A 25,968-nucleotide genomic window follows, 5' to 3' on the forward strand; every position below is an offset into this window, starting at 1 on the left:
CGCGAGTAGTAACGAAGAGGGCCACTCCCCACGGGGAGTGGCCCTCTTTTTTTGAACTTTTTTCGCGGGTGATATGTCGGAATCCATGCAGGTGGGAGGGGTGCCCGAACTAGGCTGTGACCTGAATTATGCTTCTTCCCTACTCGTTAGTAGTATTCGCAGTCACGGGTACCACTCCCATGCGATAGAGTGACCCAACCCACACGGGTGCATGCATGCAACGGACGTCGCGGAGGTAATGGTGGGAGTCGAGGTAGCGGTACAAGGACTGACAAAGTCTTTCGGGTCGCAGAGGATTTGGCAGGACGTGTCGTTGACACTTCCCGCGGGTGAGGTCAGCGCACTGCTCGGGCCTTCGGGTACCGGTAAGTCGGTGTTCCTGAAGTCCCTGATCGGACTGCTCCGCCCTGAACAAGGCTCCATTGTCATCGACGGCACGGACATCCTGCAGTGCTCCTCCAAGGAGCTCTACGAGATCCGCAAGCTGTTCGGCGTTCTGTTCCAGGACGGCGCACTGTTCGGCTCGATGAACTTGTACGACAACATCGCATTCCCGCTTCGTGAGCACACCAAGAAGTCGGAATCCGATATCCGCAAGATCGTGATGGAGAAGCTCGATCTCACGGGTCTGGTCGGCGCCGAGGACAAGCTTCCCGGTGAGATCTCCGGCGGTATGCGCAAGCGTGCCGGTCTTGCGCGTGCACTCGTTCTCGATCCCGAGATCATCCTCGTCGACGAGCCTGACTCCGGTCTGGACCCGGTGCGTACGACGTACATCAGCCAGACGCTGATCGACATCAACGCCCAGTCGGACGCGACGATTCTGATCGTCTCGCACAACATCAACCTCGCACGCACGGTGCCGGACAACATCGGCATGCTCTTCCGTCGTCAGTTGGTGATGTTCGGTCCTCGTGAGGTGCTGCTCACCTCTGACGAGCCCGTCGTCAAGCAGTTCCTCAACGGAACGATGATCGGTCCGATCGGTATGTCGGAGGAAAAGGACGAGGCTCAGATGGCGCACGAGCAGGCGCTCGTCGACGCCGGTCACCACGCCGGTGGTGTCGACGACGTCGAGGGCATCGTGCCGCAGATGAAGGCCACCCCCGGAAACCCGGAGCGTCAGGCTGTTCGTCGTCGCCAGGAGCGCGTCCGCCAGATCATGCACACCCTCCCAGCTAACGCTCAGGCGGCAATTCAGGACAGCCTCGACGAGGTTGACGGAACTGGGCAGTACGCTCCCCAGTACGCCGACGCGAGCGGCTATCAGGGGGAGTGGAACGACAACTCGCAAGACACGCAGGTCATTCCTGCATACGAGGGCGATCCCTACGGAAACACGACACACGGGCAAGGGTAGGCATATCGGATGGGGGTTACCCGCAACTCGGTTCTGAGTCCGGTCAACGGAGCATTAACTCAGGCCGGAAACATCGTCGAACTGTTTGTCGACGTCGTCAGGAATACGTTCCGGCGTCCATTTCAGTTCCGTGAGTTCATCGAGCAGGCCTGGTTCATCGCCAGCGTGACAATTTTGCCGACGGCATTGGTAGCCATTCCTTTCGGCGCCGTCGTCTCACTGCAGACCGGTTCGCTGATCAAGCAGTTGGGTGCAGAATCGTTCACCGGCGCTGCCAGCGTCCTGGCGGTGATCCAGCAGGGTAGCCCTCTGGTGACAGCATTGTTGGTCGCCGGTGCGGCCGGATCGGCCGTGACGGCCGACCTCGGTTCTCGAACCATTCGCGAAGAGATCGACGCGATGGAAGTCCTCGGAATCAATCCGATTCAGCGCCTGGTGGTTCCGCGTGTACTCGCGATGGTGCTGATCGCTGTGCTGCTCAACGGACTGGTGTCCGTAGTCGGTATCGCGGGTGGTTACTTCTTCAACGTGATCCTGCAGGGCGGTAACCCCGGTGCCTACATCTCGTCGTTCTCAGCTTTTGCGCAGCTACCGGACATTTGGAGCGGTGAGATCAAAGCCGCGGTGTTCGGTGTCATCGCCGGTGTGATCTCCGCGTACAAGGGACTCCACCCATCCGGTGGCCCGAAGGGCGTCGGTGAGGCGGTGAACCAGGCCGTCGTCATCACGTTCCTGCTGTTGTTCTTCGCCAATCTGATTCTGACGATGGTGTACCTCCAGATCGTGCCGGCGAAGGGATCTTGACCTAAATGACCATCGCACGAGGCCGCGGCGATCAGTTCCTGCTGAAGAGCCGCAAAGTTGCCAGAATTCCAGTGAACGCGTTGGACCGCGCGGGCGAGCAGATGTCGTTCTACGCGCGCGCCATCGCATGGACCCCGCGCACCCTGCATCGGTACCGGAAGGAGACGCTTCGGCTGCTCGCCGAAGTGACCTTCGGTAGCGGCGCGCTCGCAGTCATCGGCGGAACGATCGGTGTCATCGCGATGATGTCGGGATTCACCGGTGTCGTCGTCGGACTCCAGGGCTTCGCCGCTCTGGAGCAGTTGGGTAGCTCGGTCCTGACCGGCTTCCTGTCCGCATACGTCAACACCCGTGAGATCGCTCCGATCGTTGCGGCTCTTGCGCTCTCGGCCACGGTGGGTTGTGGTTTCACCGCTCAACTCGGTGCCATGCGAATCTCCGAAGAGATCGACGCACTGGAGGTCATGGCAGTTCCGTCAGTGCCGTTCCTGGTCACGACCCGCATGATCGCCGGCTTCGTCGCCGTCATCCCGCTGTACATCGTGGGTCTGCTTGCGGCGTACCTCGCGTCGCGAGTGATCAGTACCGTGTTCAACGGGCAGTCGACGGGCTCGTACGACCACTACTTCAATCTGTTCCTGCCACCGCAGGACGTGCTGTATTCGTTTGCGAAAGTCCTGGTCTTCGCCTTCGTGCTGATTCTGATCCACTGCTACTACGGGTTCCATGCCTCGGGTGGTCCCGCAGGCGTCGGCGTGGCCGTCGGCCGCGCTGTTCGCGCCGCAATCGTCACGATCGCCGTTCTCGACTTCTTCCTCAGCCTCGCAATCTGGGGCACCACGACGACAGTGAGGGTGGCCGGATGATCGAGGCTCCGTCAGTCCTGCGCCGCCGTGTGCTCGGACTCGTGTTCTTCGTGGTGTTGGCATTGTTCCTGGCCTTCACCATCGGAACCTTCAACAAGACGTTCAAGGACGTCGTGAAGATCGACCTCGTCACCGACACCGTCGGAAATGCATTGCCACCCAACGCGGACGTCAAGGTTCGTGGTCTGCTGGTCGGCGAGGTGCGATCCGCGTCGACAAAAGACGGCCAGGTCACCTCGGTCCTCGCGATCGAACCGGACAAGGCTGATCTGATTCCGTCGAACGTGACGGCACGTCTGCTCCCGAAGACGCTTTTCGGTGAGCGCTACGTCTCCCTGATCATTCCGGAGGGAACCACCGCTGCTCCGATTTCCGCGGGAACGGTGATCCAGCAGGACAAGAGCGGAAACGCTGTCGAGGTCGGCGACGTTCTGGACGGACTGCTCCCACTTCTGCAGGCGATTCCGCCGCAGGATCTGGCGAACACTCTCGGTTCTCTCGCGCAGGGTCTGACGGGACGCGGCGCTGAGCTCGGTCTGACGGTCGATCGTCTCGAGGAGATCTTCCGCGGCGTCAACACCGAGCTGCCCGCGGTGCAAGAGGATCTGCGCAAGTTCGCGGACTTCTCCCAGACATACTCGGACGCTGCGCCCGATCTGATCAACGCTCTCGACAATCTGCGGACGACCGGTAACACGGTGGTGCAGAAGCAGGACCAGTTGCGGACTCTGCTGGCGTCGCTCACCGTGACATCGTCGGACACCGCAGCCTTCCTCGAAGCGAACTCGTCCTCGATCATCACGCTCGCTGCGGATTCGAAGGAAGCTCTCCAGCTTCTGGCTCAGTACTCACCGACGTTCGGGTGCACGTTCAAGGGCTTCTCGGACACCGCCCCGGAAGCTGCCAAGATCCTGTCCACCGACGCTCCCAATCCTGGTGTGCGTGCGAGTATTCAGATCGTGAACCCCAAGGGTCGCTACCTGCCCAACCAGGACGAGCCACGGCTCGTCGACAACCGCGGCCCGGTTTGCTACGACAACGTCACCGAGCCAGGTCGTCCGTTCCCGCAATACCCCGGTGGTTCGTACGGTGACGGTTCCTACCAGGTTCCTTCCCGCAATCCCGGTCCCGCCACCATGGAATTCCTGCCCGCACCCGAGGGCTCAGGACCTCAGTTGTTCTCGACCAACAACAGCGGCCCTGCTCAGCAGGCCGGCTACGCGGGCTCGAAACTCGAAGAGGATACGTTGAAGGTGATCTACGGACAGGCCAACGGTGTTGCGCCGGACGATGTTCCGGCGTGGACCACGATGGTCAGTGCTCCGGCATTTTCCGGTGCGGAGGTGAGCGTCCAATGAGAGGACTCGCAGCTCCACTGACAAAGCTCATCATCTTCGTGGTGGTCACCGTCCTGGCAACAGGATTGCTGGCCGCCAGCATCGCCAACCTCGGTGGCGGCGGAGGCACCAAGTTCAACGCAGTCTTCTCCGACGTCACCTCGTTGAACGAGGGCGACGAGGTGCGCATCGCCGGTGTCCGTGTCGGACAGGTCGAGAAGATCGCGATCGTCAACGACAACCAGGCCGAGGTGCAGTTCTCGGTGTCCGACCGCGATTGGTTGCCTGCCAGTTCCATCGCCACGATCCGGTTCCGCAACCTGGTCGGGCAGCGATACATTTCGCTCTCGCAAGGTGAAGGCAGCCAGGGCCAGAAGATCACCGGCGGCGACACCCTGCCGTTGGCGCAGACTCGCCCGGCAGTAAATCTCACGACGCTGTTCAACGGCTTCAAGCCGCTGTTCACCACCCTGAGCGCTGACGACGTCAACAAGCTGTCCTACCAGATCATCCAGGTCTTCCAGGGGGAGTCCGGCACCATCAGCGAACTCGTCCGCAACACGGCGAGTTTGACCAACACCGTCGCGGACAAGGACGCCGTCATCGGGGCGGTGATCAAGAACCTCAACGACGTTCTCGACACCGTCAACGCGAACGACAAGAACCTCGATTCGCTGATCGTCAATACCCAGCAACTCGTCACCGGGTTGGCCAACGAGCGCGGTGTCGTCGGTTCGGCCGTCACCTCACTCGCCGGGTTGACCGATGCCACTGCAGATCTGCTCGAGCCGACGCGGCCGTCGATTCAGGGCTCGATCACGGCGCTCAACACGCTGGCGACCACGCTCAACCGTCGTAGTGACGACGTGAACGCGGTGCTCGAGACCTTGCCGGTCAAGCTCGACAAGCTCGCTCGCGTAGCGAGTTACGGTTCCTGGTTCCAGTTCTACCTGTGCGGAATCGACATCGTTGCCGGTCCAGGACAGTCTGCCTCGCTGAATCTGCCCACCGGCCTGCCGACGGTCAATCAGCCGATTTACACCAACGCGGCCACGCGATGCACTCAAGACGGTATGAGGGAGTTGCAAGGTCGATGAGTAAACGTCGCAGTCCGGCAATGGCCGGAGCCATCGGTATCTTCGTGGTGCTGTTGGCCACTTTGTCCGCGTTCTTCCTCGATTCGCTTCCGTTCGTGGGAGCAGGCTCGTCCTACTCCGCCGAGTTCTCCGAAGCTGCGGGTCTCAAGCCTGGTAACGAGGTTCGTATCGCCGGCGTGAAGGTCGGCAAGGTCACTTCCGTCGATCTCGACGGTGACCGTGTTCTCGTCGACTTCAAGGTCAGTGACGCGTGGGTGGGAGATCAAACCTCTGCGTCCATTCAGATCAAGACGATTCTGGGACAGAAGTACCTCGCACTCGATCCGCGCGGAACCGACAACCTCGATCCCAAGGACCGGATTCCGCTCGAGCGCACCACCTCTCCGTACGACGTCGTTCAGGCCTTCTCGGCCGCGGCGGACACCGTCGGCGACATCGACACCGACCAGTTGGCGAAGAGCATGGAGACGTTGTCCCAGGCATTCTCCGAGACACCTGGCGATGTCCGCGCTTCGCTCGACGGTGTCAGTCGGCTGTCGCAGACGATCGCGAGCCGCGATCAGGACTTGCAGAAGCTCTTCGCCGCCACCGGGAAGACGTCGCAGTTTCTTGCGGATCGCAACAAGGAGTTCACCCAGCTGATCCGTGACGGCGGACTTCTGGTGCAGGAGCTCAACAATCGCCAGCAAGCGATTTCGCAGCTGCTCACCGGAACTCAGCGCGTCTCTCAGCAGCTCACCGGTCTCGTTCGTGACAACGAGGCGGCAATCGGGCCGGCGCTGACGCAGCTCAACGGCGTCATCGACATCTTGAAGGCCAACAACGAGAACTTGGACAAGGCACTGAAGCTCTACGAACCCTTCATTCGCTTGTACGCCAACGTGGTCGGCAACGGCCGTTGGTTCGACCAGGTCGTCGTGAACCTCCTTCCGCCGGGTCTGCCGGATATTCCGGGCTACCGTGACCCCGTTCGTACGTTGGGAGGCAACTGATGGCTGATACTGCCGAAGCCGGAAGCGGCTCCAAGAAGCGCTCGGTCGCGATCATCGCCGCTGTTCTGATCGGGTTACTCGTACTCGGTGGCGCGCTGTGGTGGGTGTTCACTCGCGCCGGTACCACCAAGATCACCGCCTACTTCGACAAGTCGGTGGGTATCTACGACGGTTCCGACGTTCGTGTTCTCGGTGTCAAGGTCGGCACCGTCGAATCCGTCGAACCTCAGGGAGATCAGGTCAAGGTCGAGTTGCGCGTCGATCGTGGGATCGACATCCCCGCCGGTGCCAGTGCCGCTCAGATCACGCCTTCGGTGGTTGCCGACCGCTACATCCAGCTGACACCGGTCTTCACCGGTGGCGACAAGATGGCCAGCGGTGCAGTCATTCCGATCGAGAGGACTGCGACGCCCGTCGAGGTCGACCAGTTGTACTCCAGCATCGACGAACTCGCGTCGGCGCTCGGTCCCGAAGGTGCCAACAAGAACGGCGCGCTGTCCGATTTCGTCGAGACGGGTGCGGCCAACCTCGAGGGCAACGGTGAAGCGTTGGGAGACAGCATCACCAACCTCTCGGATGCCGCACGGACGCTGAATGATTCGCGTGACAACATCTCGCTCACCATCAAGAACCTGGATACTTTCGTGGGCGCTCTCGCGGCCAACGATCAGCAGGTGCGTCAGTTCAACACCCAGCTGTCGGACCTGACCGGATTCTTGGCAGGTGAGCGCGACGATCTCGGTGCCGCTCTGAACCAGCTCTCGATTGCTCTCGGCGACGTCGCGAAGTTCGTGGCAGACAACCGCGATCAGTTGGTCCAGACAACCGAGGGTCTCGTCGAACCGACACAGACATTGGCGAACAACAAGGAAGCACTGGCCAACACGCTCACCATGCTTCCGCTGGCGATCTCCAACTTGGTCAACTCGTACGACGCCGAATCAGGTGTGCTGGCTTCACGTCTGGCGTTCCCTGATCTGCAGAACCCGGCCGGCGTGCTCTGCAAGTTGATGGACCTCGGCAAGCTCTTGCCCGGTGATCCGCGGTTCGAGGCATTGGGAAGGCAGATGCAACCGGCTATCGACCAGTGTGCAAACGTCGCTGCGATGACCGACGCAGCCAATCAGGCTGCAGGCCTGAACCTTCCCTTCGGCATCCTTGCCGGTTCCGAACGGCAGATGCAGGTAGTTCCGGGCACTGTGCCCGGCGTCGTGTCACCGCGACTGACCAGTGGAAACGGGGAGGGCGAGTGAAGCGTTCATTGATAGTCGGCGCCGGACTGTGCGCCGTCCTGATCTCGGCAACAGCCTGCTCGTCCGAGGGAATCTACGCGGTTCCGCTTCCCGGCGGTCCCGATGTGGGTTCCGATCCGATGCACTTGACCATTCAGTTCGACGATGTCTTGGACCTTGTTCCGCAGTCCGCTGTGAAGGTCGACGGTGTTCCGGTCGGTCGAGTCGACGACGTGTCGGTCGGACCGGACGGATGGACCGCGGACGTCGGAATCATCCTCGACTCGTCGGTTGATCTACCCGCCAACGCAATTGCCGCGGTCGAGCAGACCAACCTGCTCGGCGAGAAGTTCATCCAGTTGTCGGCCCCGCCGTCCGGACCGGACTCTGCGAAGCTGGCCGACGGAGACCTGATTCCGCTCGATCGCACTCGCCACGCCACGGAGATCGAGCAGGTTCTCGGCGCATTGTCGCTGCTGCTCAACGGCGGCGGTGTGGGCCAGTTGCAACCCATCGTCGAAGAACTCGGGGCCGCATTCGACGGTCGCGAGGGCAAGACGAGAAGTCTTCTGGAGCAGGCGAACACACTCATCGGTGGACTCAACGAACAGCGTGACGACATCACCCGCGCGCTCGACGGCCTGGATGTGCTCTCGACCCGCGTCAACGATCAGAACGAGAAGATCGGGAAGATTCTCGAGGAACTCCCCGTTGCGACACAGGTTCTCAACGAGCAGCGCCCGCAGCTGACGCAGATGCTTGCTCAGGTGGATCGACTCGGAACAGTGGGAACCGACGTCCTCACGCAGTCCAAGGACGATCTGATCGCTGATCTTCAGGCTCTGCGTCCAACGCTGCAGGCGCTCGCAGACTCCGGTGACGACTTCGTCGGGGCACTTCCTTTCCTTCCGACGTTCCCGTTCCCGGACGGTGTCGAGAAGATTGCGCAGGGTGGTTCCGTGAACCTCTTCCTGAGCGTCGACTTGCAGATCGGCAACACTCTCTCGGGTCTCGGTGTCGGACAGGGTGAACCGGAATACCGTCAGCCGAAGTTCGGCAATCCCAAGCCGGTGGTAGATCCGTCCAACCCGTACTACAACGGAAACGGACCGCGGCCGGGTTGGCCGACGGTGTCGCTGCTGCCGATCGCTCCGATCCTGCCGCAGATCCCCGTCGTCGCCGGTCTACCCGCCACCACGGCCGGTGACCCGGCAACACCGGCTCCGGCAGCGGACCCACTCAACCCCATCCAGGGAATGCTGGAACAGTTCGGAATCGGTGGTGATGGACAGTGAGATCAGCTCTGGTCAGATGGCAGCTCGTCGGCTTCGTGGTGGTCGCGCTTCTGGGTCTCATCTACGTCGGCGCCAAGTACGTGCGTCTGGACAACCTCATGGGGTTCGGTCAGTACACGGTCAAGACCGAATTGGCCACGTCCGGTGGAATTTTCACCAACGCCGAAGTGACGTATCGCGGTGTGCCGGTCGGTCGAGTGGGCGACATGTCGTTGACCGAGGACGGAATTCAGGTCGACCTGAAGATCGACAACAGTGCTCCGGAGATTCCCGCGTCGGCCCGTGCAGTCGTGGCCAACCGCTCCGCCATCGGTGAGCAGTACGTCGACCTTCAGCCCGATACCGATCAGGGACCGTTCCTCGCGGACGGCTCGGTGATCGCGGTGGGGGACACCACAACTCCGATCCCGATCGAAGATGTGCTGACCAGCGCCAACGGCTTGGTCAAGTCCGTGCCGGTCGACGCGCTCCACACCGTCGCCGTCGAACTCGGTGCCGCATTCAACGGCAAGGGCGAGGACATTCAGGTCCTGGCCGATTCGCTGTCCGGTCTCTCGCAGTCCGGGCTCGACACTCTGCCTCAGACGCTCGCGCTGATTCGGAACAGTGAGACGGTACTGACGACGCAGTCGGATCAGTCGTCCGCGATCAAGCAGTTCAGTACCGATCTCGATGCTGTCACGGCGCAGTTGCGGACCAGCGATCCGGACATCCGTCGCTTGATCGACAACGGCATCCCGGCCAGCGATCAGATCGGTGCCCTCATCAACGAGGCGGGCCCGAGCCTGACGACTGACCTGACCAATCTTGCCGCGACCACCAAGACGCTTGCACCCCGAACAATCGCGCTGCAGCCGTTCCTGATCTTCCTTCCCGGCCTGGCCGCTGCCGCACCGACGGTTGCTCCCGGCGACGGAACGGTCCATCAGGGCTTGGTGCTCGAGACCAACAATCCGCTCTCGTGCACGGTGGGTTACGAAGGCACCATGGCGATCCTGGACGAGATGAAGCGTCAGAATCCCAACTTCGACGACACCCAGCAGGATTTCCCGCTCAACACCGCGGCGTCGTGTGAGACGCCGCTGGGCAGCGAGACGGGCGTCCGCAGTGCCAACCGCGTGGTGTACGCCGATCCCGACACGATCCAGCCTTGGGACTTCAAGCCGAAGGTCGATCCGGACAAGTTGAACCTCAACCCGATCGCGACGCAGTTGGCGCCGTTGCTCGGAGTGACACCGAAGTAGACCGATCCGAATGTGGTCGAGTTTGTGCAGTTCAGGCTACTGAGTTGTGGCAGTTGACGATTCGCGGCCAGAGGCTGGGCAAAACAGGTAAGTAGGGTAGTGAGTGTGATTCAGAGAAACAGTTCCCCGCAGTCCGGCGGGCCCGAGCAAGTCGAATCGGGAGCGCCGACAACCGGTAGACCGAAGGGGCTGACAGCGTCTCTGATTGCGGTCGGTGTCTTGCTTCTGGCGGCAGTGGTTGCGCTCGGTGTGTTCGGCGTCCCGTACGTTCGGGCGCTCACCACCGACCGCACCACCGCCGAGATGCGTGACGACGCGCTGATCGGTGCGCAGCAAGTCGCGATCAACCTCAACAACGCGGATTCGGCCAATCTCGACCAGTCGATCGAGAACATGCGTTCTTCGGTGACCGGTGACGAGATGACGACGTATCTGCAGACCGTTCAGGATTCCATCACCGACGAGTTGCGTAACTCGGGTTCGAAGGCTGACACCGAAGTTGTGCAGTCCGCGCTGACCGAGCTCAATACCGATGACCGGACCGCCACGGCACTGGTCGTCGTTCGAGTCACCACGACCCAGGGCAACCAGTTCGTCAAGAATCAGCTCGGCATGCGGCTGGGCATGGTCGAGGTCGACGGGGTCTGGAAGGCGCAGTCCGCTGATCCGATCGGATCGCGGCTCGATCTCGGCTCGGGCACTCTGCCGGCTGCCGACGGCTCCACGCCTGCTCCTGACGCAACGCCCGCACCCGGTTCGGGGACCGAAGCACCGGCATCCGGTGCTCCTGCACCGACAACCGAGGGTGGTGATTCCGGTGGCCAGTAGTTCGTCGAACCTGCACACCGACATCCCTCGAAGGAGAAGCGCGTAATGCCACCCAAACGTCGTACCGGCGGACCGTCCTCCCCTCAGAACCGTCGGCCGAAGATCGCTGGAAGCGCTCGTTCGCTCAACGTCCCCGCGGGGACGTCCGACTCGGACCCGGTCGAGCCCACGATCGAACAGCCGGAAGAAGAGACACAGGAGGCTGTGAAGCCGGAGGCTGTGAAGCCAGAGGTTGCGAAGCCGAAGGTTGCGAAGCCGACGCTCACGAAGGCCGAGTCCGGCGACATCGAGCCGCCGAAGACGGAAACCGACGCTCCGGAATCCACACCAGGCCCCGATCTGACCAAACCGGCGAAAACCGTCGCAGACGAACCCAAGGCCCCTGCTACCCCGGAGACGGGCGCGGGGGAGTCGGCGACAACACCTACACAATCCAAGGCCGGTTGGCGCCTGGTCGCGATCCTGGGGGCCGCAGCGGTCATCGTCGCGATCCTCGCCGGCATCGCCTTCTTCAAAGTCGGCGCGAAGACGGACGACATCGCCTGGGTGGACGAAGGCGCCACTGCTGAGGTTCTTCGTGTGACGCCGTCGGCGTTGGCTGCAGTCTTCACGTTCTCGCCCGACACGTTCGACGCCGATTTCGACAAGGGTGTCCAGGGCCTGAACCAGTCGATGCGCGATCAGCTGACGCAGTACAAGGACACGCAGAAGGCCGGCGTCGAACAAACTCAGACGGCAACGACCGCTGATGTCCCGCTGATCGGGATCACACGACTCGAGAAGGACCGGGCGCAGTTGCTCGCCCAACTGAACGTCAGCTCGACGCAGAACGGCGTGGCGGCAGACTCTCGCTCCGGAATGGTCATCGTGAGTCTGGAGAAGCAGGACGGAAACTGGCTGATCTCGGAGATTCGCGACCAGTAGCTCGGAGATTCGCGACCAGTAGCTCGGAGATTCGCGACCAGTAGCACCTGCGTACCAGCGCGAAGATCTGGACCGACGCACGATGTCGGTCCAGATTTTTCGTATGTGACGCCGTTGCTGGCTACACTTCCGGTGGCGGTGTTCGAATGCGCGTCACGAATGTTCGAATGCTGCGACACGCGCTCTCGCCCTTGACGGAGCGGTCCGCAAGGTCCACTCTGATCGGTGAACATGCACGGACGAGTGATCGGCAGTCTCACGTCAGTATCTGAATTCGACCCTCAGTTACACCCGACTCGACATTTCCAGAGTAAGGGTGTACTTTTGGACGTTGCGCTGGCTGCCTCCTGTCCACCCCTCGTCTCAACCGCTGCGAAGTCAAGTACTTCTTGCTTTCTGCGACGGGTTTCGTTCGGGTTGTAACCAGCGAAATTCGAAGCAGATACAGCGGCGGTCGCAACAGCACGGAGCGGCCCGCGTGAGGTGCTGGAAGGACGCATCTTGGCAGTCTCTAGCCAGACCAAGGCAGTTTCCGGAATCCCCGGAGCCCCGAAGAGGGTTTCGTTCGCGAAAGTTCGCGAACCCCTCGAAGTTCCCGGGCTTCTTGACGTACAGACAGATTCGTTCGAGTGGCTGATCGGCGCGCAGAGTTGGCGTGAACGAGCAGCGGCACTCGGCGACAATGCAGTGTCCGGTGGTCTCGAGGACATCCTCGCGGAGCTTTCTCCGATCGAGGATTTCAACGGCACTATGTCGCTGTCCTTCTCCGACCCTCGATTCGACGAGGTCAAGGCCTCGACGGACGAGTGCAAAGACAAGGACATGACCTACGCGGCGCCGTTGTTCGTCACCGCGGAGTTCATCAACAACAACACTGGTGAGATCAAGAGCCAGACGGTCTTCATGGGAGATTTCCCGATGATGACCGACAAGGGCACCTTCATCATCAACGGCACCGAGCGTGTGGTCGTCTCGCAGCTCGTGCGTTCCCCCGGTGTGTACTTCGACATGAGCGTCGACAAGAGCACCGAGAAGGATCTGCACAGCGTCAAGGTGATCCCGGGTCGCGGCGCATGGCTCGAGTTCGACGTCGACAAGCGCGACACCGTTGGTGTCCGTATCGACCGCAAGCGTCGTCAGCCTGTCACCGTCCTGCTCAAGGCACTCGGCTGGACCACCGAGCAGATCACGGAGCGCTTCGGCTTCTCCGAGATCCTCATGGCCACGCTGGAGAAGGACAACACCGCCGGCACCGATGAGGCGTTGCTCGACATCTACCGCAAGCTGCGTCCGGGCGAGCCCCCCACCAAGGAGAGCGCGCAGACCCTGCTGGAGAACCTGTTCTTCAAGGACAAGCGCTACGACCTCGCTCGCGTGGGTCGTTACAAGATCAACAAGAAGCTCGGCCTGAACGCGGGTCAGCCGATCGTTGCATCCACGCTTACCGAAGAAGACATCGTCGCCACCGTCGAGTACCTCGTGCGTCTGCACGCAGGTGACACCTCGATGACGGCTCCGGGCGGCGTCGAGGTTCCCGTCGAGGTCGACGACATCGACCACTTCGGCAACCGTCGTCTGCGTACCGTCGGCGAGCTCATCCAGAACCAGATCCGCGTGGGCCTGTCCCGCATGGAGCGTGTGGTTCGTGAGCGCATGACCACACAGGACGTCGAGGCAATCACGCCTCAGACGCTGATCAACATCCGGCCCGTCGTCGCTGCGATCAGGGAGTTCTTCGGAACCTCCCAGCTGTCGCAGTTCATGGACCAGAACAACCCGCTGTCGGGGCTGACGCACAAGCGTCGTCTGTCCGCCCTCGGCCCGGGTGGTCTGTCCCGTGAGCGCGCCGGCCTCGAGGTTCGCGACGTTCACCCGTCGCACTACGGCCGCATGTGCCCGATCGAGACCCCGGAAGGCCCGAACATCGGCCTGATCGGTTCGCTGTCGGTCTACGCCCGCGTCAACCCGTTCGGTTTCATCGAGACCCCGTACCGTCGCGTCGTCGACGGACAGGTGACCGACGAGGTCGACTACCTGACCGCTGACGAAGAAGACCGCCACGTAGTCGCGCAGGCCAACTCGGCCATCGACCGCGAGGGTCGCTTCACCGACTCGAAGATTCTCGTCCGCCGTAAGGGTGGCGAGGTCGAGTTCGTCGCGTCCTCCGACATCGACTACATGGACGTTTCGCCGCGTCAGATGGTGTCCGTCGCAACCGCGATGATTCCGTTCCTCGAGCACGACGATGCAAACCGTGCCCTGATGGGCGCGAACATGCAGCGTCAGGCTGTCCCGCTGGTTCGCAGCGAGGCACCTCTCGTCGGAACCGGCATGGAGCTGCGTGCAGCTGTGGATGCCGGCGACGTCATCATCACCGAGAAGACCGGTGTCGTGGAGGAGATCTCCGCGGACTACGTCACGGTGATGGCTGACGACGGAAGCCGCAAGACGTACCGGATGCGCAAGTTCGCGCGTTCCAACCAGGGCACGTGCGCCAACCAGCGTCCGATCGTGGACGAGGGACAGCGTGTCGAGGCCGGCCAGGTTCTGGCCGACGGCCCTTGCACCGAGAACGGTGAGATGGCGCTGGGCAAGAACTTGCTCGTCGCGATCATGCCGTGGGAAGGCCACAACTACGAGGACGCGATCATTCTGTCGCAGCGTCTCGTGGAAGAGGACGTCCTGACCTCGATTCACATCGAGGAGCACGAGATCGATGCCCGCGACACCAAGCTCGGTGCCGAGGAAATCACTCGCGACATCCCGAACGTCTCCGACGAGGTCCTTGCCGACCTCGACGAGCGCGGCATCATCCGTATCGGTGCCGAGGTTCGTGACGGCGACGTGCTGGTCGGAAAGGTCACGCCGAAGGGCGAGACCGAGCTGACCCCCGAAGAGCGCCTCCTTCGCGCCATCTTCGGTGAGAAGGCTCGCGAGGTTCGTGACACGTCCCTCAAGGTTCCTCACGGTGAGACCGGCAAGGTCATCGGAATCCGCGTGTTCTCACGTGACGAAGACGACGATCTGCCTCCCGGTGTCAACGAGTTGGTCCGCGTCTACGTGGCACAGAAGCGCAAGATCCAGGACGGCGACAAGCTCGCCGGCCGCCACGGTAACAAGGGCGTCATCGGCAAGATCCTGCCGCAGGAAGACATGCCGTTCCTCTCGGACGGCACGCCTGTCGACATCATCTTGAACACGCACGGTGTCCCGCGTCGTATGAACATCGGTCAGGTCTTGGAGACCCACCTCGGGTGGATCGGCAAGACCGGCTGGAACATTCAGATCGCGTCCGACGGCACTCGTCCCGACTGGGCTGCGACCCTGCCGGAAGAGATGCTGTCCGCTCCGGCCGACTCGAACATCGCCACCCCGGTGTTCGACGGTGCGAAGGAAGACGAGCTCACCGGTCTCCTCGGCGCGACGCTGCCGAACCGTGACGGCGAGCAGATGGTCGGACCCGACGGAAAGGCCACCTTGTTCGACGGCCGCTCCGGCGAGCCGTTCCCGTACCCGGTCTCGGTCGGTTACATGTACATCATCAAGCTGCACCACTTGGTCGACGACAAGATCCACGCTCGTTCGACCGGTCCGTACTCGATGATCACGCAGCAGCCTCTCGGTGGTAAGGCCCAGTTCGGTGGCCAGCGCTTCGGTGAGATGGAGTGCTGGGCGATGCAGGCCTACGGCGCGGCTTACACGCTGCAGGAACTGCTGACCATCAAGTCGGACGACGTGGTCGGTCGAGTCAAGGTGTACGAAGCCATCGTCAAGGGCGAGAACATCCCCGAACCCGGCATCCCCGAGTCGTTCAAGGTGCTCCTCAAGGAGCTCCAGTCGCTCTGCCTCAACGTGGAGGTGCTGTCCTCGGACGGCGCGGCCATCACGATGGCGGACGGCGACGACGAGGACTTGGAGCGGGCCGCAGCGAACCTGGGCATCAACCTGTCCAGGAACGAAGCTGCGACGGTCGACGACCTCGCGAACTAGGTTTCGGTCCCCGGGTCGCTCTTGAAAGAGCGGCCCGGGGGCGTAGTTCACATTTGAATTGGCAGTCAGGTTGCCGGGTGACCGGCAACCGTAACCCCAACGGGGAAAGGAAGTTACGTGCTCGACGTCAACTTCTTCGATGAACTCCGCATTGGCTTGGCCAGTGCAGAGGACATCCGCAATTGGTCCTACGGCGAGGTCAAGAAGCCGGAGACCATCAACTACCGCACGCTCAAGCCCGAGAAGGACGGCCTCTTCTGCGAGAAGATCTTCGGCCCCACCCGGGACTGGGAGTGCTACTGCGGTAAGTACAAGCGTGTCCGCTTCAAGGGCATCATCTGTGAGCGCTGTGGCGTCGAGGTCACTCGCGCCAAGGTTCGTCGTGAGCGTATGGGTCACATCGAACTGGCCGCACCGGTCACGCACATCTGGTACTTCAAGGGTGTTCCGAGCCGTCTCGGTTACCTGCTCGACCTGGCTCCGAAGGATCTCGAAAAGATCATCTACTTCGCTGCCTACGTCATCGTCGGCGTCGACGAGGAGCTCCGTCACAACGAGCTGTCCACCCTCGAAGCCGAGATGCAGGTCGAGAAGAAGACCGTCGCAGATCAGCGCGATGCCGATCTCGAGGCACGTGCGCAGAAGCTCGAAGCCGACATCGCCGAGCTCGAGGCAGAGGGCGCGAAGTCCGATGTCCGCCGCAAGGTCAAGGACGGCGGCGAGCGCGAAATGCGTCAGCTCCGTGACCGCGCGCAGCGTGAGCTGGATCGTCTCGACGAGATCTGGACCACCTTCACCAAGCTGAGCGTCAAGCAGCTCATCATCGACGAGCTCCTGTACCGCGAGCTGGTCGACCGTTACGGCGAGTACTTCACGGGTGCGATGGGCGCAGAGTCCATCCAGATCCTGATGCAGAACTTCGACCTCGACGCCGAGGCGGAGTCTCTCCGCGAGACCATCCGCAGCGGCAAGGGCCAGAAGAAGCTGCGTGCACTCAAGCGCCTCAAGGTGGTTGCGGCATTCCAGACCAACGGCAACTCGCCGATGGGCATGGTCCTCAACGCTGTTCCGGTGATCCCGCCGGAGCTTCGCCCGATGGTTCAGCTCGACGGTGGACGTTTCGCGACGTCCGACCTCAACGACCTGTACCGCCGCGTCATCAACCGCAACAACCGCCTCAAGCGACTGATCGACCTCGGTGCTCCCGAGATCATCGTCAACAACGAGAAGCGGATGCTGCAGGAGTCGGTCGACGCCCTGTTCGACAACGGTCGTCGTGGACGTCCGGTCACCGGACCGGGTAACCGCCCGCTGAAGTCCCTGAGCGATCTGCTCAAGGGCAAGCAGGGTCGTTTCCGTCAGAACCTGCTCGGTAAGCGCGTCGACTACTCGGGTCGTTCCGTGATCGTCGTCGGTCCTCAGCTCAAGCTGCACCAGTGTGGTCTGCCCAAGCTGATGGCTCTCGAGCTGTTCAAGCCGTTCGTGATGAAGCGTCTGGTCGATCTCAACCACGCGCAGAACATCAAGTCGGCCAAGCGCATGGTCGAGCGCAAGCGCGTCCAGGTGTGGGACGTCCTCGAAGAGGTCATCGCCGAGCACCCCGTGCTGCTCAACCGTGCACCTACGCTGCACCGTCTGGGTATCCAGGCATTCGAGCCGCAGCTCGTCGAGGGCAAGGCCATTCAGCTCCACCCGCTGGTGTGTGAGGCCTTCAACGCCGACTTCGACGGTGACCAGATGGCTGTTCACCTCCCGCTGTCGGCAGAGGCTCAGGCCGAGGCCCGCATCCTGATGCTGTCCTCGAACAACATCCTCTCGCCTGCTTCGGGTCGCCCGCTCGCCATGCCGCGTCTGGACATGGTCACGGGTCTGTTCCACCTGACCCGTCTCGACGAGGGTGTCACCGGTGAGCTCGTTGCTCCGACCAACGACGAGGCAGAGCAGGGCGTGTACTCCTCGCCCGCCGAGGCTCAGATGGCAGTCGACCGCGGCGCGCTCTCGGTTCAGGCTCAGATCAAGGTGCGTCTGACGCAGCAGCGTCCGCCGCGCGACCTCGAGAACGAACTGTTCCCCGAGGGCTGGAAATACGGTGACGGCTGGACCGCCACCACGACACTCGGCCGTGTGCTCTTCAACGAGCTGCTTCCGGCGGACTACCCGTTCGTCAACGAGCAGATGCCGAAGAAGCGCCAGGCGACGATCATCAACGATCTCGCCGAGCGGTACCCGATGATCGTGGTTGCTCAGACCGTCGACAAGCTCAAGGACGTCGGGTTCTACTGGGCCACCCGTTCGGGTGTCACGGTCTCGATTTCCGACGTGCTCGTGCCGCCGGAGAAGCCTGCCATCATCGAGGACTTCGAGGCTCAGGCCGACAAGATCGAGAAGCAGTACCAGCGTGGTGCTCTGGACAAGAAGGAGCGCAACAGCGCTCTGGTCACCATTTGGCAGGAAGCGACCGACAAGGTCGGCAAGGCCATGGAGGCTCACTTCCCCGACAGCAACCCGATCCCGATGATCGTGAAGTCCGGCGCAGCCGGCAACATGACTCAGGTTCGCTCGCTCGCCGGTATGAAGGGTCTGGTGACAAACCCGAAGGGTGAGTTCATCCCGCGTCCGATCAAGTCTTCCTTCAAGGAAGGCCTGACCGTTCTCGAGTACTTCATCAACACGCACGGTGCTCGTAAGGGTCTGGCCGATACCGCACTCCGCACCGCCGACTCGGGTTACCTGACCCGTCGTCTGGTGGACGTTTCGCAGGACGTCATCGTCCGCGAGGTCGACTGTGGAACAGAGCGCGGCATCGTCACCACGATCGCCGAGAAGCAGGCCGACGGCACGATGATCCGCGATGCTCACGTGGAGACCAGCACGTACGCCCGTACCTTGGCGGCCGATGCAGTCGACGCGAACGGCACCGTCATCGTCGAGCGTGGCCACGATCTCGGTGACCCCGCGATCGATGCTCTGCTCGAAGCCGGCATCACGACGGTCAAGGTCCGCTCGGTCCTGACCTGCACCACCGGCACCGGCGTTTGCGCCACTTGCTACGGCCGTTCGATGGCCACCGGCAAGCTGGTCGACATCGGTGAGGCTGTCGGTATCGTCGCCGCACAGTCGATCGGTGAGCCCGGTACCCAGCTGACCATGCGTACCTTCCACCAGGGCGGTGTCGCAGGAGATGACATCACCGGCGGTCTGCCGCGTGTCCAGGAGCTGTTCGAGGCACGTGTGCCCAAGGGCAAGGCTCCTATCGCGGACGTCACCGGTCGGGTACAGCTCGAAGACGGCGATCGTTTCTACAAGATCACCATCGTTCCGGACGACGGCGGCGAAGAGGTTGTCTACGACAAGCTCAGCAAGCGTCAGCGTCTGCGCGTCTTCAAGCATGCCGACGGTCGCGAAAGCCTCTTGGCTGACGGTGACCACGTCGAGGTCGGACAGCAGCTCATGGAAGGTGCTGCCGATCCCCACGAGGTCCTGCGAGTCATGGGTCCGCGTCAGGTTCAGATCCACTTGGTCAACGAGGTCCAGGAGGTGTACCGGAGCCAGGGTGTGTCGATCCACGACAAGCACATCGAGGTCATCGTGCGCCAGATGCTTCGTCGCGTGACGATCATCGATTCCGGTGCCACCGAGTTCCTGCCCGGTTCGCTCACCGAGCGCGCCGAGTTCGAGTCGGCAAACCGCCGCGTTGTCGCCGAGGGTGGCGAGCCCGCAGCCGGCCGTCCGGTGCTCATGGGTATCACGAAGGCGTCGCTCGCGACGGATTCGTGGCTGTCCGCGGCATCGTTCCAGGAGACCACTCGTGTCTTGACCGACGCGGCTATCAACTGCCGCTCGGACAAGCTGATCGGTCTGAAGGAAAATGTCATCATCGGTAAGCTGATCCCTGCCGGTACCGGTATCAACCGTTACCGCAACATCCAGGTTCAGCCCACCGAAGAGGCACGCGCCGCTGCTTACGCAGTGCCGTCGTACGACGACCAGTACTACAGCCCGGACGGCTTCGGCCAGAACACCGGTGCTGCAGTTCCGCTGGACGACTACGGCTTCAGCAACGACTACCGCTAGTCGGGTAGTCGCATGTGACGACTACCGCTAAGCGTTAGTTCGTAGAAAATCCCCCCACCTCGAAAGAGGTGGGGGGATTTTTCATCTCGCTCGCTTCAGGAGTTGCTGCCGCTGAGGTCCGGGATGACGATCTCCTGGACTGCCCACTTGTTGCCGTCGGGGTCGGCGAAGTAGATGAATCGGCCCCAAGCCTGGTCGTCGATCGGGCTGATGTCGATGCCGCGGCTCTTGAACTCGCGCTCAGCCTCTTCGATGTCCTTGACCACTACCTGCATGCCGACGACGGAACCGGGCTCGGCGTCGGTGATTCCCTTGCCGATGCAGATCGAGCAGGCCGAACCGGGTGGGGTCAGCTGGACGAAGCGCAGGTCCTCGCTGACCGTGTGATCGTGGTCGGCGTTGAAGCCGAGGCGGACGTAGAAGTCCTTGGCGCGGTCGATGTCGGTGACGGGAATGGCGACCAGTTCGAGCTTGATGTCCATGACGTGCCCTTCATGTGATGGTGGATTCCGGCGACAGGTCCAGTGTTGCGGGGATTGCGGTCAGAAACGGTCCTCATTAGGCGTCCGGATGAAACTTTCCGAATTCCTTGTTGCTCCGAGAGTGCTTCTCTCACTGCTCGACCGATCCCGAACCAGGAGCGGATACCCCGACTCCGCAGCTCTGACGCATTCCGTCGAACGCGCCGCGCACGCCGACGCTCTCGGCTACCACCGGTTCTGGGTGGCCGAGCATCACGCGGTGCCCGGGATCGGGAGCGGGTCGCCGGCAGTGCTTCTTGCCGCGATCGGCGCGCATACGCGCGATATCAGACTCGGGAGCGGTGGGGTCATGCTGCCGAATCACCAACCGCTGATCGTCGCCGAGCAGTTCTTGATGCTCGAGGCGCTGTACCCGGGGCGAATCGATCTCGGCCTCGGCCGATCGCTGGGATTCACGGAACCTGTTCGTCAGGCACTACGACGCAGCAAGGATGCTCCGGACACGTTTGCGTCAGATCTCGATGAGGTGAGGCGCTATCTGCACGGATCCGCGGCAGTGACGGCACGGCCGGCGTCGGAGACCGGGGTGCCGATCTTCGTACTCGCGACGCGTACAGGTTTGAAAGTGGCTGCGCAACTGGGGCTTCCGGTGGTCGTGGGTGGGCCGATACTCGGAATCGGGAGCACCGACCGGGTGGATGCATTGGACGAGTACCGCCGAGCTTTCCGGGCCACCGACGCTCATCCCGAACCCTATGTGGTGGTTTCTCTCGAAGTGGCGGTTGCCGATACCACCGACGCGGCGCGTGAGTTGCTGATCCCGGAGGCATACGCGCTCGCAGAATCGTCACGGACGGGGGAGTTTCCGCCGCTCGCGTCGCCGGACGAGATCAGGCGCGCCCCGCGCAGTGATCGAAATGCCAGACGTATCGAGTCGTTCATGGCGTCGGCGCTGCACGGCACACCTGTCGAGGTGAAACAACAGCTTCACGATCTCGCCGAGCGGACCGGTGCCGACGAAGTGCTGGCGTCGACGTCGACGTACGACCGTGACACGCTTGCACTTTCGGACCGACTGCTACGTGAGGTGCTTTAGCGGTGTGGTTGATCTAACGGGGCACGTGAAACTCGAGCAGAGTGGCGACGGAGTCGTCGAGTTCGGTCCACGGCACCGGTACGGAGAGGACGGCGATCGCCGAAGTCGGGAACTTGTCGCGGATACGTTGGGCCGCTTCGGAGTTTTCGTTCGATGCGAGATCGAGTGCAGTCCAGGGAATTCCGGGTTCGTGTCCGACGATCAGGAGCGTCTTGACGTGGTCGGACGTGGTTCGCGCAGCTGCAATGACGTCTGCGGGTGAGCCGCCGTAGATGGACTTCTCGAATCCGGCGGGAGCTTCGATTCCCGTCGAGGCAAGGGTTTCGACGGTCCGCCGGGAGGTGGAGCACAGAACGGCGTCTACGGGCGGGACGTTTTCGCGTATCCATTCGCCGCCGATGCGGGCCTCGCGCAGGCCCCGTTCGGCGAGCGGACGCTCGTGATCACGGATGCCCTCGGGGTAGCTGGACTTGCCGTGTCGCATGAGGACGAGGGTGCGGTGGTCGGCCATGCGTTCACGGTATCCGCTTTGTGCCCGTCAGTCCGGTTACTCTGGATGGTCAGGACCTTGAAGGAGGTTTTCGATGGCCGGTAAGAAGCTCGATCGAACTAATGCCCGAACTGCACTCGAGGTGGTACGCGAAAGCCCCACCATCGCTTTCATCACCGTTGCCCCGGCAGTGGTCGTGTTCGGCGTGGTGTGGTGGCTCTTCGGTTTCTGGGCCGCGATTCTTCTTGCGTTGGTGTTCGGTGTCGCGGCTGTCGCGACCCAGAAACTGCGTTAGAGGGCGCTCACCTGCGCAACTGCGCGGAGCGCTTCGCCGACCAGGAACCAGACCGTGACGGTCTTGTCGTCGACGCGGCTGCGCAGGACGACGTCGTCGCTGGAGACGATGGGGGAGAGGTACTCGATCAGTGCTCGATGCGGAACTGTACGCAGTTCGGTGCGCGCGCTGAGGACCTCTTCGACTGCCTGCCAGTAGACGGCGTTGTTGACGTGGTCGAACGGGTCGATATCCGTGGCGCGCAGAGCGAACGGCGTGTCCAGAACACCCGCGTCGTCCGCCTCCGGGGCGTTCTCGGCGAGGACACGCTTCCACTTCAGGCGATGCTCGTCGGTGGATTCTTCCAACGGCCGCATGAAGTCGTCGCTCATCCTGGTGGGCATGCCTGACTCGGCGCTGATGTTGATCCAGAAGCCTTCGGTTTCCATCAGCGCGCCGTTGCTGCCGTCGAAGCGCACGCGCATGTTCGCCCATCTCGTGGAGAAGCCGGAGCACCAGCGAGTCATCGTCAACTCTTCCGGCCAGATCGCCGGGCGTACGACATCGACGACCGTACGACGCACTATCCAGAGCGGATGAGTGTCGATGGCGCCGGCGGCTTCGATGTTGTCGTTGCCGATGTCCTGCAGATAACGGGCGACGGCGTCGAGCCTGACCTGCTTGGCGACGTCGATGTCGCCGGTGCGGACCGGGCGGGACTTGACGAAGATCGGTCCTCTGTCTGGCTGCGGCGCGAGCGTGAGATCTGGGTTCACGTGAGATTCCTGTTCGCTGGAGTGAGCCGATTCTGTCAGGCTTTTCAGCGAGTGGCGATTATCTGCTTTCCGCAGCCGGAACCGTCGACCATTCGTGCCACGGCGACGGCGGTGTCGGCAAGGGGATGAACGGAGTCGATCACCGGGGTGATGACACCTGCGTCGATCATTGCCGTCAGCACCTCCAGATCCTCGGCGTTCTCCGAAGCCATCAAAGACCCGAGCTTCTGAGATACGAACGGAGACAAGCACAGTGCGCGGATTTGGCGATCGATTCCGCCGAGCCACCGTCCACCGTTCTCGCCGCCCACGATCACGAGCCTCCCGGTGCGTGTGAGCGCCCGTCGAAGATCTCGCAGTCGGCGGTTGCCGCCGGTGTCGATGATGACGTCGTACCGATGCGATCCGTCGGTGGCGTCGTCGAAGCGGTAGTCGAGAACCTCGTCGGCACCGAGGGAGCGGACGGTATCGGCTTTCGAGGTGCTGCATACGCCGGTGACGAGCGCGCCCATGGCTTTTGCCACCTGCACCGCGTAGATCCCGACGCCACCGGACGCACCGAGAACGAGGACGGATTGCCCGGCCTGCACGCGGCCGTGGTCGCGCACGGCTTGCAGCGCTGTGAGGCCGGAGACCGGCACCGCTGCTGCTTGTGCGAACGACAACCGGGCAGGTTTTGCAGCAATCTTCGTCTCGAGTGCGCACGCGTACTCCGCGAACGAACCGACCGCGATCCCGTATACCTCCTGGCCGACTGCCACGCGGGTCACCGAACTGCCGACGGCCTCCACTCGGCCGGAAACGTCCAGTCCGCGGACCCGGTTCTCAGGTCTGCGCAGTCCAAATCCCGCGAGGCGCAACGGATATGGCAGTCCGGCCATGAGATGCCATGCCCCGCGGTCGACGGACGCGGCCTCGACGCGAATCAGCACTTCGTTGTCGGCGACAGTGGGGCGCGGAATGTGGTCGAGGTAGAGAACGTCGGCTTCGCCGTAGCGATCCTGTACGACGGCGGTCATCAGTTCCTGCGGCATGCGAGTCTCCTTTCGTCGAATGCTTACACCGTAAGTATTGCACTTACGGTGTAAGTTCTGTCAATGTGGAGAAGCGCACAAGATTGACCCGAGATGACGTTGTACGCGCTGCCGTGGCGCTTGCAGATTCCGTCGGAATCGATTCGATGACCATGCGGAAGCTGGGGACCGAACTGGGCGTCGAGGCGATGTCTCTGTACAACCATGTTTCGGACAAGGGGGATCTGCTCGACGGAATGGTCGACGCGGTCTTTGCGGAGATCGATCTTCCGACGCCGGGACTGCCGTGGCGAACGGAAGTTCACGCGCGAGCGGTATCGACTCGGGAGGTGCTGGGGAGGCACCCGTGGGCAACTCCGTTGATGGAGTCCCGAACGACGCCTGGTCCCGCGACCCTGCGCCACCACGACGCCGTCATCGGCACACTACGCGCTGCCGACTTTCCGGTCGCCCTTGCTGCGCATGCCTTTTCGATCATGGATGCGTACATCTACGGCTTCGTGCTGCAAGAGGTGAGCTTGCCGTTCGAAACAGCGCAGGAAACGACGGAACTGGCGAAGGCGATCATGGGCTCGTTCGAGAGCGGTCAGTATCCGCACCTGGCCGAGCTGACCACCGAGCACGTCCTAGCTCCGGGATACAGCTACGCCGCCGAATTCGCTTTCGGTCTTGATCTGATTCTCGACGGACTCGAACGTCTGCACATCGGGAGCGAACGATGATCTGACGTGAGTACCGGGTTAAAGTCGAGAAAACCGGGTTACCGGTCCAGACTTCAGATGTCCCGAAGAGGAGCTTTCTGTGCGCGCCATGGTGGTTACGGAACTGTCCGGTCCCGAAGGAATTGTCGCGCAGGAGGTTCCCGAGCCCGCAGCCGAAGGTCTTGTTCTCATCGATGTGAAGGCCAGTGGCGTCTGCTTTCCGGACCTACTCATCACCTACGGCAAGTATCAGATCCGCCCGGAACCGCCGTTCATTCCCGGCGCGGAGATCTCGGGCGTCGTGGTCTCCGCGCCGGAAGGGTCGGGTTTCGCTCCGGGCGATCGTGTTCTCGCGGCCGCGTATCTGGGCGGCTACGCAGAGCGGATTGCCGTCAACCCGGCGCAGGTACTCCGAATTCCGGACGGACTGGCCTTCGACGAGGCGGCCTCTCTGATCATCAACTATCAGACGATGGAGTTCGCGCTGGCTCGTCGCGCGAAGATCGTCGCGGGGGAGACGGTCGTCGTGCTCGGCGCTGCGGGCGGAGTCGGAACGGCAACCATCCAGCTGGCCAAGGCGCACGGTGCCCGGGTGATCGCCGTGGTACGACGCGAAGGCGTCGAGGACTTCTTGCGTGAGCTCGGTGCCGACGAGGTTGTCGCGCTGGCTCCGGGATGGGGAGAGCGGATTCGGGAACTGACCGACGGCGTCGGCGCTCAGATCGTGGTAGATCCGGTAGGCGGGGATGCGTTCGACGACGCGGTCCGGGTTCTGGCGCCGGAGGGGCGTCTTGTGGTTATCGGATTTGCCGGCGGCGGCATCCCTCAGGTCAAGGTGAACCGGGTGCTCTTCCGCAACATCAGCATTGTCGGCGCGGCGTGGGGCGAGTTCACGCGCACCAATCCCGAAGCGGTAGCCGAGGTGCATGCATCGCTGGTAGAACACGTCCGGAACGGCTTGCGTCCGCTGGTCAAGGCACGGTATCCGCTTGCCGACGCAGCAGTTGCCCTGGCTGATCTCGAAAGCGGCAAAGTTCTCGGAAAGGCCATCTTGCTGCAGGAATGATTCTTC

21 protein-coding genes are annotated in these 25,968 nt (G+C 62.3%); 17 read left to right on the forward strand and 4 right to left on the reverse strand.

All coding sequences use genetic code 11. From position 1 onward, the window contains the following. Positions 1-238: 238 nt before the first annotated feature. From RA302_RS08640 to RA302_RS08700, 13 genes are all read left to right on the forward strand, one after another. Positions 239-1,360, forward strand: coding sequence for an ABC transporter ATP-binding protein (locus RA302_RS08640; protein WP_024487305.1), 1,122 nt, complete (start codon positions 239-241; stop codon positions 1,358-1,360). Between the two features lie 9 nt (positions 1,361-1,369). After that, on the forward strand, positions 1,370-2,164 hold the full coding sequence (locus RA302_RS08645; protein ID WP_003942038.1) for an ABC transporter permease: 795 nt from the start codon (positions 1,370-1,372) through the stop codon (positions 2,162-2,164). A 5-nt stretch (positions 2,165-2,169) separates the two neighbouring features. Further along, entirely contained in the window at positions 2,170-3,030 is an 861-nt protein-coding gene (locus tag RA302_RS08650) for an ABC transporter permease (RefSeq protein ID WP_003941894.1), read from the forward strand. Next, positions 3,027-4,388 carry an MCE family protein gene (locus RA302_RS08655; RefSeq protein WP_019744311.1) on the forward strand — a complete coding sequence of 454 codons (1,362 nt, stop codon included), beginning with the start codon at positions 3,027-3,029 and terminating at the stop codon, positions 4,386-4,388. Before RA302_RS08650 ends, RA302_RS08655 begins: the two co-directional genes overlap by 4 nt. After that, positions 4,385-5,464 carry an MlaD family protein gene (locus tag RA302_RS08660; RefSeq protein WP_019744310.1) on the forward strand — a complete coding sequence of 360 codons (1,080 nt, stop codon included), beginning with the start codon at positions 4,385-4,387 and terminating at the stop codon, positions 5,462-5,464. Before RA302_RS08655 ends, RA302_RS08660 begins: the two co-directional genes overlap by 4 nt. Beyond that, a complete protein-coding gene (locus RA302_RS08665; RefSeq protein ID WP_338480185.1) occupies positions 5,461-6,456 on the forward strand; it encodes an MCE family protein in 996 nt (331 codons plus the stop codon). The genes RA302_RS08660 and RA302_RS08665 overlap by 4 nt, the downstream gene beginning before the upstream one ends. Continuing rightward, the gene (locus RA302_RS08670) at positions 6,456-7,709 is read left to right on the forward strand and encodes an MCE family protein (protein ID WP_338480187.1); all 1,254 of its coding nucleotides are present in this window, start codon (positions 6,456-6,458) and stop codon (positions 7,707-7,709) included. The genes RA302_RS08665 and RA302_RS08670 overlap by 1 nt, the downstream gene beginning before the upstream one ends. After that, positions 7,706-8,983, forward strand: a complete 1,278-nt coding sequence (locus tag RA302_RS08675; protein WP_020906821.1) for an MCE family protein — start codon at positions 7,706-7,708, stop codon at positions 8,981-8,983. The genes RA302_RS08670 and RA302_RS08675 overlap by 4 nt, the downstream gene beginning before the upstream one ends. Then, positions 8,980-10,227, forward strand: a complete 1,248-nt coding sequence (locus tag RA302_RS08680) for an MCE family protein (RefSeq protein WP_019744308.1) — start codon at positions 8,980-8,982, stop codon at positions 10,225-10,227. The genes RA302_RS08675 and RA302_RS08680 overlap by 4 nt, the downstream gene beginning before the upstream one ends. A 99-nt stretch (positions 10,228-10,326) precedes the next feature. Beyond that, positions 10,327-11,055: a hypothetical protein gene (locus RA302_RS08685; protein WP_019744307.1), complete on the forward strand. Its 729-nt coding sequence runs from the start codon at positions 10,327-10,329 to the stop codon at positions 11,053-11,055. Positions 11,056-11,100: 45 nt separating this feature from the next. Then, the gene (locus RA302_RS08690) at positions 11,101-11,979 is read left to right on the forward strand and encodes a hypothetical protein (protein ID WP_097387641.1); all 879 of its coding nucleotides are present in this window, start codon (positions 11,101-11,103) and stop codon (positions 11,977-11,979) included. 483 nt (positions 11,980-12,462) lie between these two features. Next, positions 12,463-15,969: a DNA-directed RNA polymerase subunit beta gene (gene rpoB / locus RA302_RS08695; RefSeq protein WP_019744305.1), complete on the forward strand. Its 3,507-nt coding sequence runs from the start codon at positions 12,463-12,465 to the stop codon at positions 15,967-15,969. A 117-nt stretch (positions 15,970-16,086) separates the two neighbouring features. Next, positions 16,087-20,043: a DNA-directed RNA polymerase subunit beta' gene (locus tag RA302_RS08700; RefSeq protein WP_019744304.1), complete on the forward strand. Its 3,957-nt coding sequence runs from the start codon at positions 16,087-16,089 to the stop codon at positions 20,041-20,043. A 95-nt stretch (positions 20,044-20,138) separates the two neighbouring features. On the opposite strand, the gene RA302_RS08705 is transcribed toward RA302_RS08700, so the two are convergent. Further along, entirely contained in the window at positions 20,139-20,525 is a 387-nt protein-coding gene (locus tag RA302_RS08705) for a glyoxalase superfamily protein (RefSeq protein WP_003942070.1), read from the reverse strand. A gap of 88 nt (positions 20,526-20,613) precedes the next feature. Here RA302_RS08705 and RA302_RS08710 point away from each other — a divergent pair, with 88 nt between their 5' ends. Further along, on the forward strand, positions 20,614-21,621 hold the full coding sequence (locus RA302_RS08710) for an LLM class flavin-dependent oxidoreductase (protein ID WP_338480194.1): 1,008 nt from the start codon (positions 20,614-20,616) through the stop codon (positions 21,619-21,621). A 13-nt stretch (positions 21,622-21,634) separates the two neighbouring features. Here RA302_RS08710 and RA302_RS08715 read toward each other — a convergent pair whose 3' ends face one another. Next, the gene (locus tag RA302_RS08715) at positions 21,635-22,132 is read right to left on the reverse strand and encodes a histidine phosphatase family protein (protein WP_007728426.1); all 498 of its coding nucleotides are present in this window, start codon (positions 22,130-22,132) and stop codon (positions 21,635-21,637) included. A gap of 73 nt (positions 22,133-22,205) precedes the next feature. Here RA302_RS08715 and RA302_RS08720 point away from each other — a divergent pair, with 73 nt between their 5' ends. Then, positions 22,206-22,406 carry a hypothetical protein gene (locus RA302_RS08720; protein ID WP_003941897.1) on the forward strand — a complete coding sequence of 67 codons (201 nt, stop codon included), beginning with the start codon at positions 22,206-22,208 and terminating at the stop codon, positions 22,404-22,406. Here the strand turns inward: RA302_RS08720 and RA302_RS08725 are convergent. Beyond that, entirely contained in the window at positions 22,403-23,161 is a 759-nt protein-coding gene (locus tag RA302_RS08725) for an acyl-ACP thioesterase domain-containing protein (RefSeq protein ID WP_020906825.1), read from the reverse strand. The two genes, RA302_RS08720 and RA302_RS08725, sit on opposite strands and share 4 nt — an antisense overlap. A gap of 44 nt (positions 23,162-23,205) precedes the next feature. Beyond that, positions 23,206-24,195 (reverse strand): NAD(P)-dependent alcohol dehydrogenase, encoded by a 990-nt coding sequence (locus tag RA302_RS08730; protein WP_084326720.1) that lies wholly within the window; start codon positions 24,193-24,195, stop codon positions 23,206-23,208. A 65-nt stretch (positions 24,196-24,260) separates the two neighbouring features. On the opposite strand from RA302_RS08730, the gene RA302_RS08735 reads away from it, so the two are divergent. Together RA302_RS08735 and RA302_RS08740 are read left to right on the forward strand one after the other, a co-directional pair. After that, positions 24,261-24,917, forward strand: a complete 657-nt coding sequence (locus tag RA302_RS08735) for a TetR/AcrR family transcriptional regulator (RefSeq protein WP_021334063.1) — start codon at positions 24,261-24,263, stop codon at positions 24,915-24,917. Positions 24,918-24,996: 79 nt separating this feature from the next. After that, complete coding sequence (locus RA302_RS08740) at positions 24,997-25,962, forward strand: NADPH:quinone oxidoreductase family protein (RefSeq protein WP_019744299.1); 966 nt, start codon at positions 24,997-24,999, stop codon at positions 25,960-25,962. Positions 25,963-25,968: the final 6 nt, after the last annotated feature.

It is taken from the genome of Rhodococcus sp. DN22 (assembly GCF_036669995.1).
GTDB lineage: Bacteria > Actinomycetota > Actinomycetes > Mycobacteriales > Mycobacteriaceae > Rhodococcus_F > Rhodococcus_F erythropolis.

Bases quoted from the DNA above. Each gene is read 5' to 3' on its own strand.
- RA302_RS08715 (WP_007728426.1), bottom strand. From the start codon at position 22,132: ATGGCCGACCACCGCACCCTCGTCCTCATGCGACACGGCAAGTCCAGC.
- RA302_RS08690 (WP_097387641.1), top strand. From the start codon at position 11,101: ATGCCACCCAAACGTCGTACCGGCGGACCGTCCTCCCCTCAGAACCGT.
- RA302_RS08660 (WP_019744310.1), top strand. From the start codon at position 4,385: ATGAGAGGACTCGCAGCTCCACTGACAAAGCTCATCATCTTCGTGGTG.
- RA302_RS08720 (WP_003941897.1), top strand. From the start codon at position 22,206: ATGGCCGGTAAGAAGCTCGATCGAACTAATGCCCGAACTGCACTCGAG.
- RA302_RS08640 (WP_024487305.1), top strand. From the start codon at position 239: ATGGTGGGAGTCGAGGTAGCGGTACAAGGACTGACAAAGTCTTTCGGG.
- RA302_RS08655 (WP_019744311.1), top strand. From the start codon at position 3,027: ATGATCGAGGCTCCGTCAGTCCTGCGCCGCCGTGTGCTCGGACTCGTG.
- RA302_RS08710 (WP_338480194.1), top strand. From the start codon at position 20,614: ATGAAACTTTCCGAATTCCTTGTTGCTCCGAGAGTGCTTCTCTCACTG.
- RA302_RS08730 (WP_084326720.1), bottom strand. From the start codon at position 24,195: ATGCCGCAGGAACTGATGACCGCCGTCGTACAGGATCGCTACGGCGAA.
- RA302_RS08650 (WP_003941894.1), top strand. From the start codon at position 2,170: ATGACCATCGCACGAGGCCGCGGCGATCAGTTCCTGCTGAAGAGCCGC.
- RA302_RS08705 (WP_003942070.1), bottom strand. From the start codon at position 20,525: ATGGACATCAAGCTCGAACTGGTCGCCATTCCCGTCACCGACATCGAC.
- RA302_RS08665 (WP_338480185.1), top strand. From the start codon at position 5,461: ATGAGTAAACGTCGCAGTCCGGCAATGGCCGGAGCCATCGGTATCTTC.
- RA302_RS08670 (WP_338480187.1), top strand. From the start codon at position 6,456: ATGGCTGATACTGCCGAAGCCGGAAGCGGCTCCAAGAAGCGCTCGGTC.
- RA302_RS08645 (WP_003942038.1), top strand. From the start codon at position 1,370: ATGGGGGTTACCCGCAACTCGGTTCTGAGTCCGGTCAACGGAGCATTA.